14 protein-coding genes are annotated in these 17,393 nt (G+C 39.4%); 11 read left to right on the top strand and 3 right to left on the bottom strand.

Annotated features, from left to right (window positions below):
* Positions 1-20 precede the first annotated feature (20 nt).
* The 3 genes from ESZ26_RS15095 to rpsT form a co-directional block, all read right to left on the bottom strand.
* Entirely contained in the window at positions 21-524 is a 504-nt protein-coding gene (locus ESZ26_RS15095) for a peroxiredoxin family protein (RefSeq protein WP_146800295.1), read from the bottom strand.
* Between the two features lie 147 nt (positions 525-671).
* Positions 672-2,324, bottom strand: a complete 1,653-nt coding sequence (locus ESZ26_RS15100) for a dipeptidyl-peptidase 3 family protein (RefSeq protein ID WP_146800296.1) — start codon at positions 2,322-2,324, stop codon at positions 672-674.
* Between the two features lie 194 nt (positions 2,325-2,518).
* Entirely contained in the window at positions 2,519-2,779 is a 261-nt protein-coding gene (gene rpsT / locus ESZ26_RS15105) for a 30S ribosomal protein S20 (RefSeq protein ID WP_070374488.1), read from the bottom strand.
* Between the two features lie 308 nt (positions 2,780-3,087).
* Between rpsT and murJ the strand changes: the two genes are divergently transcribed.
* From murJ to ESZ26_RS15160, 11 genes are all read left to right on the top strand, one after another.
* A complete protein-coding gene (murJ, locus tag ESZ26_RS15110) occupies positions 3,088-4,677 on the top strand; it encodes a murein biosynthesis integral membrane protein MurJ (protein ID WP_146800297.1) in 1,590 nt (529 codons plus the stop codon).
* 122 nt (positions 4,678-4,799) lie between these two features.
* The gene (ribF, locus tag ESZ26_RS15115; RefSeq protein WP_146800298.1) at positions 4,800-5,726 is read left to right on the top strand and encodes a bifunctional riboflavin kinase/FAD synthetase; all 927 of its coding nucleotides are present in this window, start codon (positions 4,800-4,802) and stop codon (positions 5,724-5,726) included.
* 115 nt (positions 5,727-5,841) lie between these two features.
* Positions 5,842-8,679 (top strand): isoleucine--tRNA ligase, encoded by a 2,838-nt coding sequence (ileS, locus tag ESZ26_RS15120; protein WP_146800299.1) that lies wholly within the window; start codon positions 5,842-5,844, stop codon positions 8,677-8,679.
* A gap of 178 nt (positions 8,680-8,857) precedes the next feature.
* Complete coding sequence (gene lspA, locus ESZ26_RS15125) at positions 8,858-9,385, top strand: signal peptidase II (RefSeq protein ID WP_146800300.1); 528 nt, start codon at positions 8,858-8,860, stop codon at positions 9,383-9,385.
* Between the two features lies 1 nt (position 9,386).
* Entirely contained in the window at positions 9,387-9,821 is a 435-nt protein-coding gene (fkpB, locus tag ESZ26_RS15130; RefSeq protein WP_070374483.1) for an FKBP-type peptidyl-prolyl cis-trans isomerase, read from the top strand.
* Positions 9,822-9,863: 42 nt separating this feature from the next.
* The gene (gene ispH / locus ESZ26_RS15135; RefSeq protein ID WP_070374482.1) at positions 9,864-10,793 is read left to right on the top strand and encodes a 4-hydroxy-3-methylbut-2-enyl diphosphate reductase; all 930 of its coding nucleotides are present in this window, start codon (positions 9,864-9,866) and stop codon (positions 10,791-10,793) included.
* A gap of 400 nt (positions 10,794-11,193) precedes the next feature.
* Entirely contained in the window at positions 11,194-11,805 is a 612-nt protein-coding gene (gene pilV / locus ESZ26_RS15140; protein WP_146800301.1) for a type IV pilus modification protein PilV, read from the top strand.
* An 89-nt stretch (positions 11,806-11,894) separates the two neighbouring features.
* The gene (locus ESZ26_RS15145; protein WP_146800302.1) at positions 11,895-12,884 is read left to right on the top strand and encodes a PilW family protein; all 990 of its coding nucleotides are present in this window, start codon (positions 11,895-11,897) and stop codon (positions 12,882-12,884) included.
* Positions 12,875-13,396: a pilus assembly PilX family protein gene (locus ESZ26_RS15150; RefSeq protein ID WP_170246394.1), complete on the top strand. Its 522-nt coding sequence runs from the start codon at positions 12,875-12,877 to the stop codon at positions 13,394-13,396. Before ESZ26_RS15145 ends, ESZ26_RS15150 begins: the two co-directional genes overlap by 10 nt.
* Positions 13,397-13,398: 2 nt before the next feature.
* Positions 13,399-16,977, top strand: coding sequence for a pilus assembly protein (locus ESZ26_RS15155; protein WP_146800303.1), 3,579 nt, complete (start codon positions 13,399-13,401; stop codon positions 16,975-16,977).
* Positions 16,977-17,393, top strand: a complete 417-nt coding sequence (locus tag ESZ26_RS15160) for a type IV pilin protein (protein WP_146800304.1) — start codon at positions 16,977-16,979, stop codon at positions 17,391-17,393. Before ESZ26_RS15155 ends, ESZ26_RS15160 begins: the two co-directional genes overlap by 1 nt.

The raw sequence follows: 17,393 nt of genomic DNA on the forward strand, positions 1-17,393 counted from the left end.
TCGCTTATCTTTAGTCCTTGTTATAGGGCTTGTTTGGGTTTAATGATTTCTTTAACCGCTAGTTCTAACTGTGGATCGGCAATATTTGAGCTGGTTGATTTGAAAACAACTTGTCCACTTCTATTGATAAAAAATGTCGTAGGTGTACCTTTTACGCCATACAAATTGGCGACTTTATCACCTTCAACACCGGTAATAAATTGGTAACCTCGTTGAGTAATCGAGTCTTGTGGTTTGGCTCCTTCATCTTCACTAAAACTAATTGCGACAATCTCAATGCCGGTATCCTGATACTTTTCTTTTAGCTCGACTAACTTAGGCTGTAATTTTTTACAATAGGGACACCATGTCGCCCAAAAATGTAAGATCACCGGTTTACCTTGATAGTCTGCTAATGAGATTGTTTTTCCTGCTTGGGTTTTTAGTGTCCAATGTGGGGCTTGGTTGGCTTTATTGTTACTTGCGCTCGCGTTGAATGACATTAAGCCAATGAATATTAAAAAAATTGATAAAAATGCTTTCATGAAAGAACCTACTTTTGTCTATTTATTTGGGGATACTAACTACTGTAGCAGACCTTGAATACGGGTAAATTCTTTCGCGCTTTTTATTAACAAAAAAGCCTATCGTATTGATAGGCTTTTATGACATTTCATTTTAATTTCAGCGAGCTATAAACCTAAAACTTGTTTACCTTGCTTAAAAGTAATATCAACAGGAATATTAGCGGCTTCAATAAGGGCTAGGTCTTCTGCTAAATCGGCTTTGATAACACCACTTTTTGCAACAAGCGCAGCAACGCCATCATAATCACCATTACCTTGTAGGGTTAAAATGAGCTCAGACAATGAATCAATGGCGGCAGTCATCTTATCAATGTTAACAGCGTATAACCCTTGTGAGTTACGAGAAAAAGCCCCTTGCTCAGCAAAGTAATTAAACCGTACCATATTGGCTTTACCGTGAGCCGATGTTGCGCCAAAGCGCACTGAACGGAAAATTCCCGCTAAAAAGGTTGTGTAATAATCTTGCAAGGTACCTTCTTCAATGGCGCCTTTAATGAGTAATTGTCGGATCATATAAAGACCGAGAATATCGGCTTTACCTTCTTCTAGTGCTGAAGCATGTTCTTTTAATGATTGGCGTACTGTGCCCTTATCATTAATGGTGTTTTTGATACCTAAACCATGGGCAACCTCATGAAACATTGTATTAGCAAAGAAGGCATTGAATGTGACATTTTTACGTTGCTCAGCAACGATTAAAGTACTAGCAATGGGTAACATAATATTATCGAACTTGGCTTGCATGGCATTTTTAAGTTGTAAGCGGCGCGTGCCTTTCTCAAGCTGTACTTTCTCGTCATTGGGGAGATTAATCGCAATGGTTTTACTACCAGCATTAGAATGCCCGGCATAGTAAATGACATCGTAAGCGTTTAAGTCTGCATCAGAGCCGGGTACTTCTTTTTTATAGGCTTTTTTAACGGGTAAGTCTTTTTGTAATTCGGGTAAATATTCAGCATATTTAGCCAGCTTTTCACTCCAGGCTAAATCTTTTATGAGCACATAAGATTCAAAAGCAGCGCGGTAACCATACAGTTGATCTTCGTAGGTTTCTATCGGGCCAATAACGACATCAATAGGGTTGTTTTTCATATCCATCCAAGCAAAATCAGATGCTTGAAAGTCGTCATGACGGATTGCTGTCGCACGTAAATTTAAGTAATTTGCAAATTCTTTATCATCAGCAAAGCTTGATGCTTTTTCTAATATAGCCGCAATACGATTAATGCTATCGCTATAAAGCTCAGAAAAAGCCACTGACGTTAATCGGCCGTCGCTGTTACGCTTAACGACCGAATACAAGCCATTCTTGTCAGCAAAATCTGCTTGCTCAAACTCAGCTTTGGTTAAGTCATTTGGGTAAAACTCTGCGCCAGCTGCTTTTGCTTGATATCCAGAAAGGAAAGGTTTATCGCCATCTAATCTATCCCACGGACCATAATTGATACGGGCAAATTCACGGACCTTTTCATCTTCAATACTAGCAAGGAAGCTTGCTTTGTCTTCACCAAAAGCCTGTTGCCAGAACAGTTCATCAATAATATCTGAAGCTTCAATAAGCAATACGATCATTTTTTTCTGGTTTTCAGACAAGTGGCTCAAATCAGCACTAAGTGTTACTGGCTTATATATGTCTAAACGACTTTTGGCTTCTGCTAATAAAGTAGGCGCTGAATTTTGTTGTTTATTATTTTCACTACAAGCGCTTAGTAGGCTAGTGGCAAGCAAAAGGCCAGTAGCGAGTTTTGTTAGTTTCATTTTTATTCTCACGTATTTTTTGAATATGTATATATAACGCGAAGAGATTACCAAAAATAGCAGGATGCGCAAGGTCTTAATCTATGGGATATGATTAGGTTTCAGTGAATTTGTTTTATTGGTGGTTGAAACAACATTAAATAATAGGCAAAAAAAAACCAGCATAAGCTGGTTTTTTAATTCAATAACAAAAATTAAAGCGCTTTAATAGCAGCGTTTAAACGACTCTTACTACGAGCAGCTTTATTTTTGTGAATAAGACCTTTGCTTGCAAAACGATCTAAGATCGGTTGTGCAGCAGCAAATTCTTTAGATGCTGTGTCTTTGTCACCAGCTTCAATTGCAGCGAGTACTTTTTTGAATAGAGTGCGCATCATTGAACGACGACTTGCATTATGTTGACGGCGTTTTTCTGATTGAACCGCGCGTTTCTTCGCCTGCTTTGAATTAGCCAAGGTGAACTCCTAAAATATGATTGTATATAGCCTAAATTTAAGGCGAGGAAATATGCCTTTTTTTAGCTCGATTGTCAAACCTTTTACCGGTTTAATTTACTTAATAACGATGAATTTACCATTATATAATAATTATCATTATTGGTTACTAAATAATGGCGCTATTTTACCTGTTATTTACAGGATTTAAAATAGATTAAAAACTTCTTTGCATTTACTTGTTTATCACAGGTAAAAAGCTGCATAATATTAATGAAAAATTACATCGTGGAATATGATGATTTATATCGATTTATTGGAGCTATGCATTGAGTAAAAAGTTAATAAAATCAGGTCTTATAGTGAGTTTTATGACCTTGGTTTCTCGTGTGCTCGGTTTGGTTCGAGATGTTGTTATTGCGAACATTATTGGTGCAGGTTTAGCGTCAGATGTTTTTTTCTTTGCCAATAAAATCCCTAATTTTTTACGCCGATTATTCGCCGAAGGCGCTTTTGCACAAGCTTTTGTCCCCGTGTTGAGTGAATACCATAGCAAAGATGAGGCCGATGGGCTGAGTTTAAAAGAAGGTGAGACACGTAAATTAATCGCTCAAGTTTCCGGCACCTTAGGCGTGATTATTACCATAGTCACGCTTATTGGCATGATAGCCTCACCGCTATTTGTTATTTTATTTGGTTTTGGTTGGTTTGTTGATTGGCTTAACGATGGTCCCAAAGCCCAGCAGTTTGAGTTAGCCGCATCACTACTGAAAATTACCTTCCCCTATTTATGGTTTGTTAGCTTTACCGCACTTGCTGGCGCGATTTTAAATACCTTTGGTCGATTTGCGGTTTCTTCTTTTACACCTGTCCTACTTAACGTCTGTATTATTGGCTGCGCCATCTACTTGTCACCCTTATTCGATAACCCTGCTTTTGCATTAGCTTGGGGAGTATTTTTAGGAGGGTTAGCTCAGTTCTTATTTCAAATACCTTTTTTGATTAAAGCCGGTGTCTTTGTTAAGCCACAATGGGCTTGGCATGCGAAAGGAGTAAAAAAAATCCGCAAACTTATTGTTCCTGCTTTATTTGGCGTTTCCGTTACGCAAATTAATTTACTGCTTGATACTTTGATAGCCAGTATCTTAGTGACCGGCTCGATTAGTTGGCTTTATTACGCCGACCGTTTGTTAGAATTTCCCTTGGGGTTATTTGGTATTGGTATCGCTACCGTTATTCTGCCCAGTTTAGCTAAATTGCATACAAAACAAGATAAAGAAGAGTTTAGTGGGACGATTACCTGGGGCTTAAAAATTGTCTCCTTATTTGGTTGGCCTGCTCTTGCAGGGTTAATGGTATTGGCTCAGCCAATTATTATGATTTTATTTATGCGTGGCGAGTTTTCTCAAGAGACGGTCTTACAAGTCTCTTATGCTTTATTTGCTTACCTCTCGGGTTTAATCAGCTTTATGTTTATTAAAATATTAGCACCGGCTTATTACGCACGCCAAGATACCAAAACCCCAGTAAAAATAGGTATTAAAGCGATGGCGGCTAATATGGTTTTTAATCTAATGTTGGCACCTTTTTTTGGTTATGTAGGCTTAGCTATCGCGACAGCTATGTCGGCAACACTCAATGCGTTAATGCTTTACCACGGTTTAAAAAGCAACAATATCTTTGTATTGTCTAAAGCAACTTGGTGGTTTTTCGCGCGGCTTATCTTTTCCGCAGGGATTATGGCGGTCGTTGTTTTTACGTTATCACCACCGTTTAATGTTTGGTTAGCGATGGGAACCACGTTGCAAATTCAACAGTTATTGATTTGTATTACTTTAGGCATACTCAGTTATTTTATTTCTATTGCTGCGCTGGGAATTCGAGTGAAAGATTTCAAAGTTAAAGTAACTGAAAAATAAATTGATGAAATTAGCTTCAGGTGCTGATTCTTAAGCCTGAGTGATATATAATTTATCGGTTTTTATTCATTAATGGCGACACTTGTACACTAATGTCAGTCAAATTTAGGTTTTTTAATTAAATGCAGTTAATACGCGGTATCCACAATATTCAAGCTGAAGATCATGGCTGTGTGTTAACCATAGGCAATTTTGATGGTGTTCATTTAGGACATGCTCGCGTTATAAAGGCTTTAATTGCAAAAGCTAAAGCATTGAACTGTAAACCAGCAGTGATGATTTTTGAGCCTCAGCCGCAAGAGTTATTTTCTCCTGAGACGGCTCCTGCCAGATTGACACGTTTAAGAGATAAATATTTTCTTTTGAAAAAGTTGGGTGTAGAACGTTTAATTTGTGTTAATTTTCATCGAGAATTTGCCAATAAAAGCGCGTCAGAGTTTATCGAACTGTTATTAGTTAAACAACTAGGTATTAAACATCTCATTATTGGTGACGATTTTCGCTTTGGAAAAAACCGTTTGGGTAACTTTAGTTTACTTAAACAAGCCGGTGAAAAATTTGATTTTGCTGTTTCTGATACCGCAAGTTTCAAACTTGAAAACTGTCGGATCAGTAGTACCCAAATACGTAATGCTTTAGAGCAAAATCAATTAGCTGACGTAGAAAGAATGCTAGGTCGAGCGTATTCTATTATTGGTCGAGTTTTTCATGGCGATAAACGTGGCCGAAAACTAGGGTTTCCTACCGCGAATGTTTTATTAAAAAGACGAGTTTCACCTATATCTGGTGTTTTTGTGGTAAAAGTGAATACGATTAAAGATTGTTTTTATGGTGTGGCTAATATTGGTTCAAGGCCAACAGTGTCTGGTATTAGGCAACAGTTAGAAGTACATATTTTTAACTTCAATGAAGACATTTATGGTCAAACCATTGAAGTGGTTATGCTCAATAAATTAAGAAATGAAATAAAGTTTTCATCACTAGATGAATTAACGAAGCAAATATCACAAGATAGTGAGCAGGCAAAAGCCTTTGTTCAAGATTTATAAATAAACAGATACGTGAGTTAATAGTAAAATTAATATCAAGCCAATGTCGATTTTACTATTAACTTATTAGAGGCTAACCACCAGTTAGCGAATATAACAACGGATAATGATTTAAATGAGTGATTATAAACAAACCCTAAACTTGCCCGCTACTTCTTTCGCGATGAAAGGTAACATGGCAAACCGTGAACCAAACATGCTAAAAGAGTGGGCTGAAAAAGATCTGTATGGCCAAATTCGAGCGGCTAAAAAAGGTAAGAAATCATTTATTTTGCACGACGGTCCTCCGTATGCAAATGGTGATATTCATTTAGGTCACTCTGTTAACAAAATTCTTAAAGATATTATTGTTAAATCAAAAACCTTATCTGACTTTAACGCACCATTTGTGCCTGGTTGGGATTGTCATGGTTTACCGATTGAATTAATGGTTGAGAAAAAAATAGGTAAGCCAGGCCATAAAGTGTCTGCTAGTGTTTTTCGCGAAAAATGTCGTGAATATGCCGCCAAGCAAGTTATTGGTCAACGTGAAGACTTTAAACGCTTAGGTATTTTTGCTGATTGGGAAAAACCTTATCTCACCATGGATTTTGGTACTGAAGCGAATATCATTCGTGCTTTGGGTAAAATAGCTGAAAATGGTCATTTACATCAAGGGTTTAAACCTGTGCATTGGTGTACAGATTGTGGCTCTTCTTTGGCTGAAGCCGAAGTTGAATACAAAGATAAACAATCACCAGCGATTGATGTGAAATTTACTGTTGTTGACCAAAGTGTTGCTGATAAGTTTGATCATCCTGAAAACCACGAAGGTGAAGGTGAAGTTTCCGTGGTTATTTGGACGACTACGCCATGGACATTGCCCGCTAACCGTGCAGTTTCTGTTAATGCCGAGGTTGAATACACTTTAGTACAATGTGAAACCGAGCAGGGCAAAGTACGTTATATTCTAGCGTCTGACTTAGTGACAACGTGTATGGACCGTTTTGGTATTGATAAATACCATGCCTTAGGTTTTTGTAAAGGTAGCGATTTAGATTTAGTGCAACTTAAGCACCCATTTTATGATTTTACCGTGCCAATGATCTTAGGCGAGCATGTAACGACTGACTCTGGTACGGGTTGTGTACATACTGCACCTGGTCATGGTGTTGAAGATTTCGTGGTCGGTAAACTCTATAACCTTGAAGTAGCCAACCCGGTTGGCGCTAATGGTGTTTATTTAGAAGATACGCCATTATTTGCCGGTCAACATGTTTTTAAAGCGAATGCCAATGTTGTTGAAACATTGAAAGAACATGGCACCTTGGTTCACCACCATGCGATAGATCATTCTTACCCTCATTGCTGGCGCCACAAAACACCATTAATTTTCCGTGCTACACCACAGTGGTTTATCAGCATGGATAAAAAAGGTTTACGTCAAGACTCATTAAACGAAATTGAAAAAACTCAATGGATCCCTGATTGGGGTCAACGCCGTATTGAATTGATGGTCGAAGGTCGCCCTGATTGGTGTATTTCACGTCAACGTACGTGGGGCGTGCCAATGGCATTATTTATTCATCAAGACTCGGGTGCTTTACATCCACGTAGCATTGAACTGATTGAAACAGTTGCTAAGCGTGTTGAAGAAAAAGGCATTCAAGCATGGTTTGACCTAGATGCTGCTGAGCTTATTGGTGATGACGCTAAAGAATACATTAAAGTACCAGACACTTTAGATGTATGGTTTGACTCTGGCACGACTCATTACTCGGTGGTTAATGCCCGTGAAGAATTTGATGGCGTTGCAGATTTATACCTTGAAGGTTCAGATCAACATCGTGGTTGGTTTATGTCGTCAATGATTTCATCGGTAGCGATGAATGGTAAAGCGCCTTATAAGCAAGTGCTAACCCATGGTTTTACCGTTGATACTAACGGTCACAAAATGTCTAAGTCATTAGGCAATGTTATTACGCCAAAAGAAATCACCAGTAAGTTAGGCGCAGATATTTTGCGTTTATGGGTAGCTTCGGTTAACTATACCCAAGAAATTACTGTCTCGGATGAAATTTTCAAGCGTCAAGCTGATGCGTACCGTCGTATTCGTAATACCTCGCGCTTTTTATTATCAAACCTTAATGGTTTTGATCCTAAAACTGATTCAGTCGCTTTTGACGATATGGTGGCACTTGACCGTTGGGCTGTTGATAAAGCCGCACAATTGCAAAAAGAAATTGTTAGCGCTTATGATGACTATGAATTTAATGTTGTTGTTCACAAGCTGATGAACTTCTGTACCACAGAATTAGGTGGCTTCTACTTAGATATTATTAAAGACCGTCAATATACCGCGAAAGAAGACAGTACGGCTCGTCGTTCTTGTCAAACCGCTATGTATTTAATTGCTGAAGCGATGACGCGCTGGATGGCTCCTATTTTATCTTTTACTGCACAAGAAATTTGGCAAGCGCTACCAACACCCTCTGGCGAAACGCGTGACGAATTCGTTTTCACTGGTGTTTGGTTTAATGGTTTGCCTAAGGCAGAAACAAGTAATACCTTAAACAATGATTACTGGAATGAAATTTTACTTGTGCGCACCGAAGTAAACAAAGCACTAGAAAATGCCCGTAAAGAAAAGCAAGTCGGTAAAGCACTTGAAGCGGCTGTTATTTTATATACCAATGCTGAGCTTGCCGAAAAATTACAACAACTAGGCGAAGAACTTCGCTTTGTTTTGATCACTTCTAAAGCTACGGTTGAAGTCGTTGACAATGCACCAGCTGGCGCTTTAGCAACTGAAATTGAAGGTTTATGGTTAACGGTTGCACCAGCAACAGGAACCAAATGTGAGCGTTGTTGGCATGTAACTGAAGACATTGGAGAGGATGAAAAACATCCTGAACTTTGTGGACGTTGTATTACTAATGTAGAGGGTGTGGGCGAGACACGCCAATTCGCCTAAATATATAATAATATCATTGCTATTTAACGTTATAAGCGCAACGAAAGTACTTACTTAGTGAACTAGGCTAAGTGCTTACGCTTTGTTATAAAGCTGAATAGCTTCGATATTTTTAGTATGGTAATAAGCTCATTATTATTTAAATAACAACAACTATTAGCACAGTAGAAATATGAAAATGAATAAACTTTTTACAGAAACGGGTTTTAAATGGTTATGGTTAACCGTTTTATTTTTGATTATTGATCAAGTCACCAAGCAACTGGTTGTTAACTCATTTGATTTATATGAATCGATGAATATTTTACCTTTCTTCGATTTGAGATATGTACAAAACCCTGGCGCAGCCTTTAGCTTTCTGGCCGACCAAGATGGTTGGCAGCGCTGGTTTTTTACCATTATTGCCGCTATTGCCAGTGTGGTTTTTTTAGTGTGGTTGGCTAAAACGCCAAAGAATAATGCATTATTAAGTATCGCTTTAGCGTTTATGCTCAGTGGCGCAGTGGGCAACTTAATTGACCGGGCATTATTTGGCTATGTTATCGACTTTTTAGACTTTCATGTTGCGGGTAACCATTGGCCAGCCTTTAATGTTGCAGACTCTGCTATTTTTATTGGCGCGGCATTGATGATTTTTGATTCCTTTAAAAATGGTGATTCAGCCAAGAAAGCTGAAATTAATAAGACAAAAGTAGACGAGAAATAAAATGACAATGTTAATTACTGATAAATCTGAAGTTATCGCTCATATCACTATGAAATTATCTGATGGCTCAGCGGCAGACAGCACCAAAGTAAACAAAAAACCCGCTAAAATAATTATGGGCGATGCCAGTATTTCTCCTGCCTTTGAAGCGCAATTGTTAGGCCTTGCCGCCGGAGATTCTAAAGAATTTACCCTCGAAGCAAAAGATGCTTTTGGTGAGCCGAACCCAGATAATTTCCATTACGTTGATGCCGATAAATTTGGTAGTGACGTGCCAGCAGAAGTGGGCAGTATCATTACTTTCACACAACCTGGCAATATAGAGTTACCCGGTATGGTCAAAGAAGTGATCGGTACATCGGTCACTATTGACTTTAATCATCCGCTAGCGGGACAAGCAGTAACATTTGTTATTGATGTTGTTGAAGTTTTATAATCGTTAACTCTTAGGACTTTTAAAGTCTTTCAGGAACAAATTATGGAAATTATTTTAGCTAACCCGCGTGGTTTTTGTGCTGGCGTAGACCGAGCTATTAGTATCGTAGACCGAGCGTTAGACTTATTTGGTGCGCCTATTTATGTACGCCACGAAGTAGTACATAACAAATTTGTTGTTGATGGCTTAAAAGACCGCGGCGCAATATTTGTTGATGAACTTTTTGAAGTTCCTGACGATAATACTGTTATTTTTAGTGCTCATGGCGTATCGAAAGCAGTACGTAAACAAGCTAAAGATCGTGGCCTAAAAGTATTTGACGCTACTTGTCCGTTAGTGACCAAAGTACATATGGAAGTGTCACGTACCAGTCGCAAAAATATTGAATGCATTCTTATTGGTCACGCTGGACACCCTGAAGTTGAGGGTACTATGGGACAATATGAGAGTGAGCAAGGGGGGATTTATTTAGTTGAGTCGGTTGCTGATGTAGCAACACTTGAAGTAAAAGACCCTACTCAATTGTATTATTGTAGCCAAACGACTTTATCCATTGATGATACCTCAGAAGTTATCGACGCGTTGAGAAATAAGTTTGCCTTAATTAAAGGCCCCCGCAAGGACGATATTTGTTATGCAACACAAAATCGTCAAGATGCGGTACGTACCATCTCTGCACAAGTTGATTTACTGTTAGTTGTTGGCGCCAAAAATAGCTCCAATTCCAATCGCTTACGTGAGCTCTCTGAAAAGTTAGGCACACCTTCCTATTTGATTGATACTTTTGCCGATATTCAACCGCAATGGCTTGAAAATGTTAATAAAATTGGTGTTACTGCTGGGGCTTCAGCACCGGCAATACTTATCCAACAAGTTATTGATGCGTTAAAAGACTTTGGTGGTCAAGAGGTTATCGAATATCCTGGCCGTGAAGAGAATACAGTATTTGCGGTACCTATAGAATTGCGCTAATCTTAAAATATCAGGTTAAGTGATTGAATATAATTTTATCCTTTATATAAGCGGTAAATTCAAAGCATTTTAATGACAATATTCATTACTTAACCTTATTACCTGAATAGTAGCTGTGTGAATTGGCTATTCAATAATAGATTTTTAAGGTATGGGTTAATGCGGTTCACGTTAGTGATTTTTAACACATATAAGTTCCCCATAGAATTCTTAGCGCTGCGCTTAGTTTCGTTTTTGCTTGCCTTTAAAATTTTATTTTTATTTGTCTCTACTTTTCTTTTATCACTTAAAAGTATACTCATCGGTGCTGTTTCTTTTATTTATCTTTCTTTGACTTTATATTTTAAAGTATTATTTTTCTGGATAGTCAGCAATTGTTGTCAGTGTATTAAGGAATCCCATGGGTAATAACGCACTTAGGACGAGTCACCCTAAAAGAAAAAAATCCCAACTACAAAAGGGCATGACACTAATAGAAGTTTTGGTTGCTTTGGTTATTTTAGTGACGGGAATTTTTGGTGCTGTTGCCATGCAGGCCTCAGCTAAGAAAGGCAGCTTTGACGCTATGCAACGCTCTGTCGCCTCTGCGCTAGCACAAGATATTATTGAACGAATGCGCAGTAATGACTCAGATATTCTTATATTAGAAAGTTATCAAGGTGTTTATGGCGCAGCGTTAAATACACCACCTACCGTTAGATGTAATTCAGTGGATTCTTTATGTACCAGTGCACAAATGACCGCCAATGACTTATATGAATGGGAAGTCAAACTCATGGGAGCTGATGTAACTGCCGGAGGCAAAAACGCTGGTGGCTTAGTTGGCGCTGTGGGTTGTATTGATCATAATAAAAATGCAGTCACTGTGGTGATCAGCTGGCAGGGCAGGGTAGCAACGGCTGATGGCTATGATGCCGATAACAATAGTTCAACAGCAGCAACACTGGCTAACGCTTGTGGTACGAGTACCAGTAAACGTCGACAAGTTAGCGTAGAAGCTTTTGTGTATTAAGGGAACCATCGAAGTGTTTGTCAACGTTTACTGTGGCGGCTATGCTTGGATTTACAGATAATATCGATTTTGTTCAGTAAGAGATTATAATGGTTAATGCTCAACGAGGTTTTAGTTTAATAGAAATATTTATATCGCTTGCGGTAGGCTTAATGTTGTTACTTGGTGTCCTTAGTGTTTTTGTGGGGATGAAAACAACAACGGTTGAGACAACCAGTTATGGTGAGTTACAAGAAAATGGCAGGTATGCGATTAGCTTGCTTAGCGATGATTTATTACGACAAGGTTTTTGGGGCGATTTGTCAGGAAATCTCGATGTAAGTGGCTTGATAAGTTCTCCAGTACCGACAACGGTTGCCGGTGATTGTATTGGCGAAGGCGTTAATAATGCGAGTTTTCCTGCCGCCATTGGTCATTTTAGAACGTTGTGGGGCAAAACAGTCAACAATGCCAGCTTGATGGGCTGTATTACTAATGCAAAGCTTGGCTCCGATGTAATACAACTTAAACGAGCTGTGTCAGCAACGACAGCGCTAGGTGATATTTCTAGTGATAAATACTACATTATTTCAAATCCTAATACGGCGGGGATATTTGCGGGCGGTGCTGCGGTACCTACTTTAAATTTTGGTCAGGTTTGGGAATATCAACAGCACATTTACTATGTACGCGAAGATAATCAAGGCACCAACAAAGTACCGGTATTAGTGCAAGGGCGTCTGCAAAATAAAGCTTCGGTGATGAACCTTGATATGGTTGTTGAAGGCATTGAATACATCCGTTTTATGTATGGCGTTGATACGACTAACAACGGTGTTGTTAATGCTTTTATTGCTGCTGATGAAATGACAACGGCTTACTGGGATAATGAAAGTAATGTAAGGATACTTGCCGTTAAAATTTTCGTTTTAGCGCGAAATATCTTACCTGACCGCAATTACGAAAATTTGAATAGTTATCAGCTTGGTGATATAGCCCTCGATTTTATTGATGGTGACGGTAAAGGTGATAATTATCGACGTTTATTATTTAGCTCTACCATCACACTTTATAACGCGAGGGTCGACTCATGGCCATAATATTGATGAAAAATAGGCAGTTAATTTATCCTAGCCACTCAACACTGCGTGATAAACAAAGTGGTGTTGTTCTGATCGTTTCGCTGGTTTTTTTAATTGCTTTGACTGCGGTTGCTGCTGCATTGATGCAAAATACCACCATAGATATGAAAATGTCTGGAGCAAGTGAAGAAAAGGTAGTCGCTACCCAAGAGGCGGTCAGTGCTATTGATGAAGTTATTTATAAAGAAGTGACACAAATAAGTGGCACCAATGCTTTTACTTCTGAAATCGCCAAATTTCCACTCTCACCCGCAGTGAGCAGTGCAAGTAATACCAGTGCAACAATTACGCTGGCTAACCCGTATAATATTCAAGCCGATTGCCCCCACTCTCGAGCTGCTTCTTCTGTACAGGTATTCAAGTGCAATGTACTTAAAGTACGGGTCACTCGACTGTATGGTCGCACTAACAAAAGCACCATTGAAGTTAATTCTGGTGTATCGCAACAATTACTTAATGTGGGGAACTGATCATGAAAAAGTTATTATTATTTGGCGCATTGATATTTACATCGCTTACTTCTTATAGTGAAGATATTGAACTTTATATTGGTGATGCAGCGCAGCGTAGTGGTAATAAACCACAAGTACTGATTATTTTTGATAACTCGGGCAGTATGAATAGCTTAGAGTCAGTTGATGAACCTTATAACCCTGCTACTGTTTATCCCGCAGTTGGCAGTGATAACTCCCTATCAGATAAATTTATTTATTTTACTAGAGGCGGCATTGACGGCGCCGCTTCTCTGGTCCCTGATAGTCCGAGTGAAAGGCGCCGCTTTCTTGATGATATTAATAGCTGTGCAACCGCACGCGAACGACTAGCGTCGGTTGGCTTTTATACCGGACACATTCGTGAATATGCTTTTCAAGGAAATTCAGGTAGCTGGCAAGAAATCCCCGATAATAATGGCGCCAATATTGAAATAATCGACTGTGAGGATGACGTTAACCTGATACCGGCAAACCCTGAAGTGAATGCGGGTATCAAAAAAAATGGCGGAACCATTGAAAGTTTACCCGATGGTTTTCCCATCGATGGTGAAGGCTCTAAACAAAGTCCGGTTTATTATACAGCAAATGCTGCTAACTCAAATGTGATTTGGTCGGGCGAAGTTGTTACCCTTTATACCGATAACTATTTACGTTGGGCGAATAGTGATTCGCTTGAACAAGTTAACCGTACCCGCTTAGAAATAGCGCAAGATACCGTTACTGACTTAATAGAATCGGCACCTTCTGTTGATTTTGGCTTACAAGTTTTTAATTATAATCACTCAGGTGAATTTGTTCGTGATGGTGGCCGAATCGTTTTTGGTATTCAAGAAATGACTGCTGCGGCGCGCGCTGATTTAGTTAATATTATTGATTTAGAAATTGATGGCGAAACAAATACCCCGTTGTGTGAATCTCTTTATGAAGCGTCACGGTATTTTAGTGGTCAGTCGGTAGATTTTGGTGATAATGATTCAAATTCTGGCAGTAGATATCGAGGTAATACACCACCAAGAGACACTTCAATTGAAGATAGCGGTGTTTATAAATCACCGTTTAGCTCATGTACCAATGAAGTTTATGTGATTATGATTACCGATGGCGAACCGACTCGCGACCTTGCCGCTAATACTTATATTCAAAGCTTACCTGATATCGGTTTACCGTTTGACGTTAATGGCACTAATAATTATTTAGCGGCACTGGCGGGTTGGATGCACACCCATGATTTACATAGCACTTTACCCGATGTGCAATCAGCAACATTGTTTACTATAGGTTTTGGTCAAGACGCTATTGACGATGCTGGCGCGTTATTACGCGAAGCCGCAAACTTGGGGGGGGGGCAATATTACCCGGCTAAAGATCCCAGTGCTTTACTTTCTTCATTGCAATCGGCGCTAACCAATATTTTAGAAGTGAATACTAGTTTCACAGCACCCTCGGTTGCCTCAAATAATTTTGATAGAACTGAAACCTTAGATTCGGTTTATTACGCGATGTTTGTGCCAGACCATGGCGCAAGATGGCAAGGAAATTTAAAAAAGCTTAAAGTGACCGATGGCCAGCAAGTTGATCGAACCGGCGCTGCCGCTATTGATAACAACGGTAATATTTCAAAAGATGCCAAAACTTTTTGGAGTACAGATACCAATCCTGACGGTAATGATGTTAAAAAAGGTGGCGTAGCTGAAATGCTTCGCACTAAATCAACACGGGTTATCATTAGCGATCTCGGTTTAAATAATGCTTTAGCGCCGCTGAACAGAACGAATGCTGAAACATCCTACGGTGATGCTGCAACCCTAGCGCTCGAATTAGATGTCACTGTTGATGAAATTGACAATATGCTTAATTGGGCCAAGGGTATTGATGTTGATGATGCCGATAACGACGGTTCAACTACTGATATTCGTCGCGATGTTTTTGGCGATCCATTACACTCTAAACCTTTGGTGGTCAATTATGGTGGCTCAAGCAACAATCAAGATATTCGTATTATTGTCGGCACTAATGCCGGTGTTTTACATATGTTTGACGATAACGGTGCAACAGTTGATGAAAACTGGGCTTTTTTACCAAAAGAATTTTTCTCTAAAATTAAAGTTTTACGTGAAAACTTCACTTCATCAGGAAAATCATACGGCATAGACAGCCCAGCGGTTTCATATTTATTAGATGTCAACGGCGATGGTTCAATTGATAGTGCCAGTGGCGATAAAGCTTGGATCTTTTTTGGTCTACGTCGCGGAGGCTCTTCATATTACGCGATGGATATTAGTGACCCTGATTTACCTAAATTATTGTGGCATATAGATGCAGACTCTCCAGGGTTTAGCCATTTAGGACAATCCTGGTCTCAGCCAAAAATCGGTTTCTCTGCACTTAATCTTGATGCAAATGGGGCACTCAAACCGGTATTGTTCTTTGCTGGCGGTTATGATACTACCAAAGATAATTTATCTGTCGGCGCAGATGATGAGTTAGGTCGTGCCGTTTATATGGTTGATGCGGCAACAGGAACACTTAAGTGGAGTTTAAGCCCAGAAGTAACCACTGAGATTAATACCCAATTTACTGACTTCACAGATAGTATACCTTCTAGTCTTGCTACCTTAGACAGTGACTCAGATGGTTTAACAGATCGTCTTTATTTTGGCGATACTGGAGGTAATGTTTGGCGAATCGATATGCCTGGTAATAACCCCTTTAGTGGTATTACACCATGGACTGCTTTTAAATTAGGGGAGTTTGGCGGTACGACTCATGCCACAGATCGTCGTTTTTTTAGTGAACCATCAATTGCTCGGACCTTTATCTCAGACACTATCGAAACCACATCTACTGATGTTAATGGCGTTAGCACAACAGTGATCACTAAGCAGGAAAGGCCTTATGAAGCGGTACTTATCGGTAGTGGTGATCGCTCAACCCCTGCCGCTAGTGATACTGACGATAAATTTTTTATGATTAAAGACGCAAATATTATCACTACGTCATTTGTGGCTTCAGCTACGCACCCACAACGTTTGATACCTGCAGCTATTTTAGCAACAGATCTTTATGATTATACGAATAATCCTTTTGGGCAGACTTTGACTGTGGCCAATCGTCAGACACTCGAAATAAACGTCGGTAATAAAAAAGGTTGGTTTATAGATTTCCTTGGCGATGGTGAGAAAAATACCGCCTCAGCCATTGTCATTAATGGCGTTGCTTATTTTACCTCGTTTACGCCTGCAGCGGTATCTGCTGATGCTAACAGCTGTGAATTAAGTGATGGCTCCGGAATTTTATATGCCGTTGACTTAGCCTTTGGAACTACTGTATATGACTGGAGAACATGGGAAATTGCGGCGGGTATTCCTGATACCCCTTCCATTATCATTACCAAAGATCCTCAAGAGCCGGTAGATCCATGTAGCGAAAATTGCCCTCCCGAAGATGAAGAAGGAGAAGTGATTGCCACAATAAAACTATTGGCTGGTAAAATTATTCCGTTAGGTATTAGTTTAGAAACTTCAAGAATCTACCTTTATGTAACGGAGTCAAATTAATGATAAATTGCAAAAAAACACAGCGGTTCAAGGGTTTTACCTTGCTTGAGCTAATGATAGCTGTCGCCGTGGTGGGTATTCTAGCTTCGATTGCTTATCCGTCTTATATTGATAATATTTCAAGAGCAAATCGTAGCGAAGGTCAACGGGAGCTACTGCGCTTAGCAAGTTTGCAAGAACAGTATTTTATTGATCATCGAGCATATACCACAGATATGACAAAGTTAGGTACGCCTGCAGACCCTTATATTACAGATTCTGGTTTTTATAGCATAGATGCTGTGGTTGTTGGGGTAACATATACCCTTGAAGCAACGGCGAAAAGTACCCAAGCCACTAACGATTCTTCTTGTTTAACCTTATCGGTAACCGATACGGGTAAGAAAGCGGCAACATCAACAAACTGCTGGGAGTAG

The organism is Colwellia hornerae (assembly GCF_007954355.1).
Lineage (GTDB): Bacteria > Pseudomonadota > Gammaproteobacteria > Enterobacterales > Alteromonadaceae > Colwellia_A > Colwellia_A hornerae.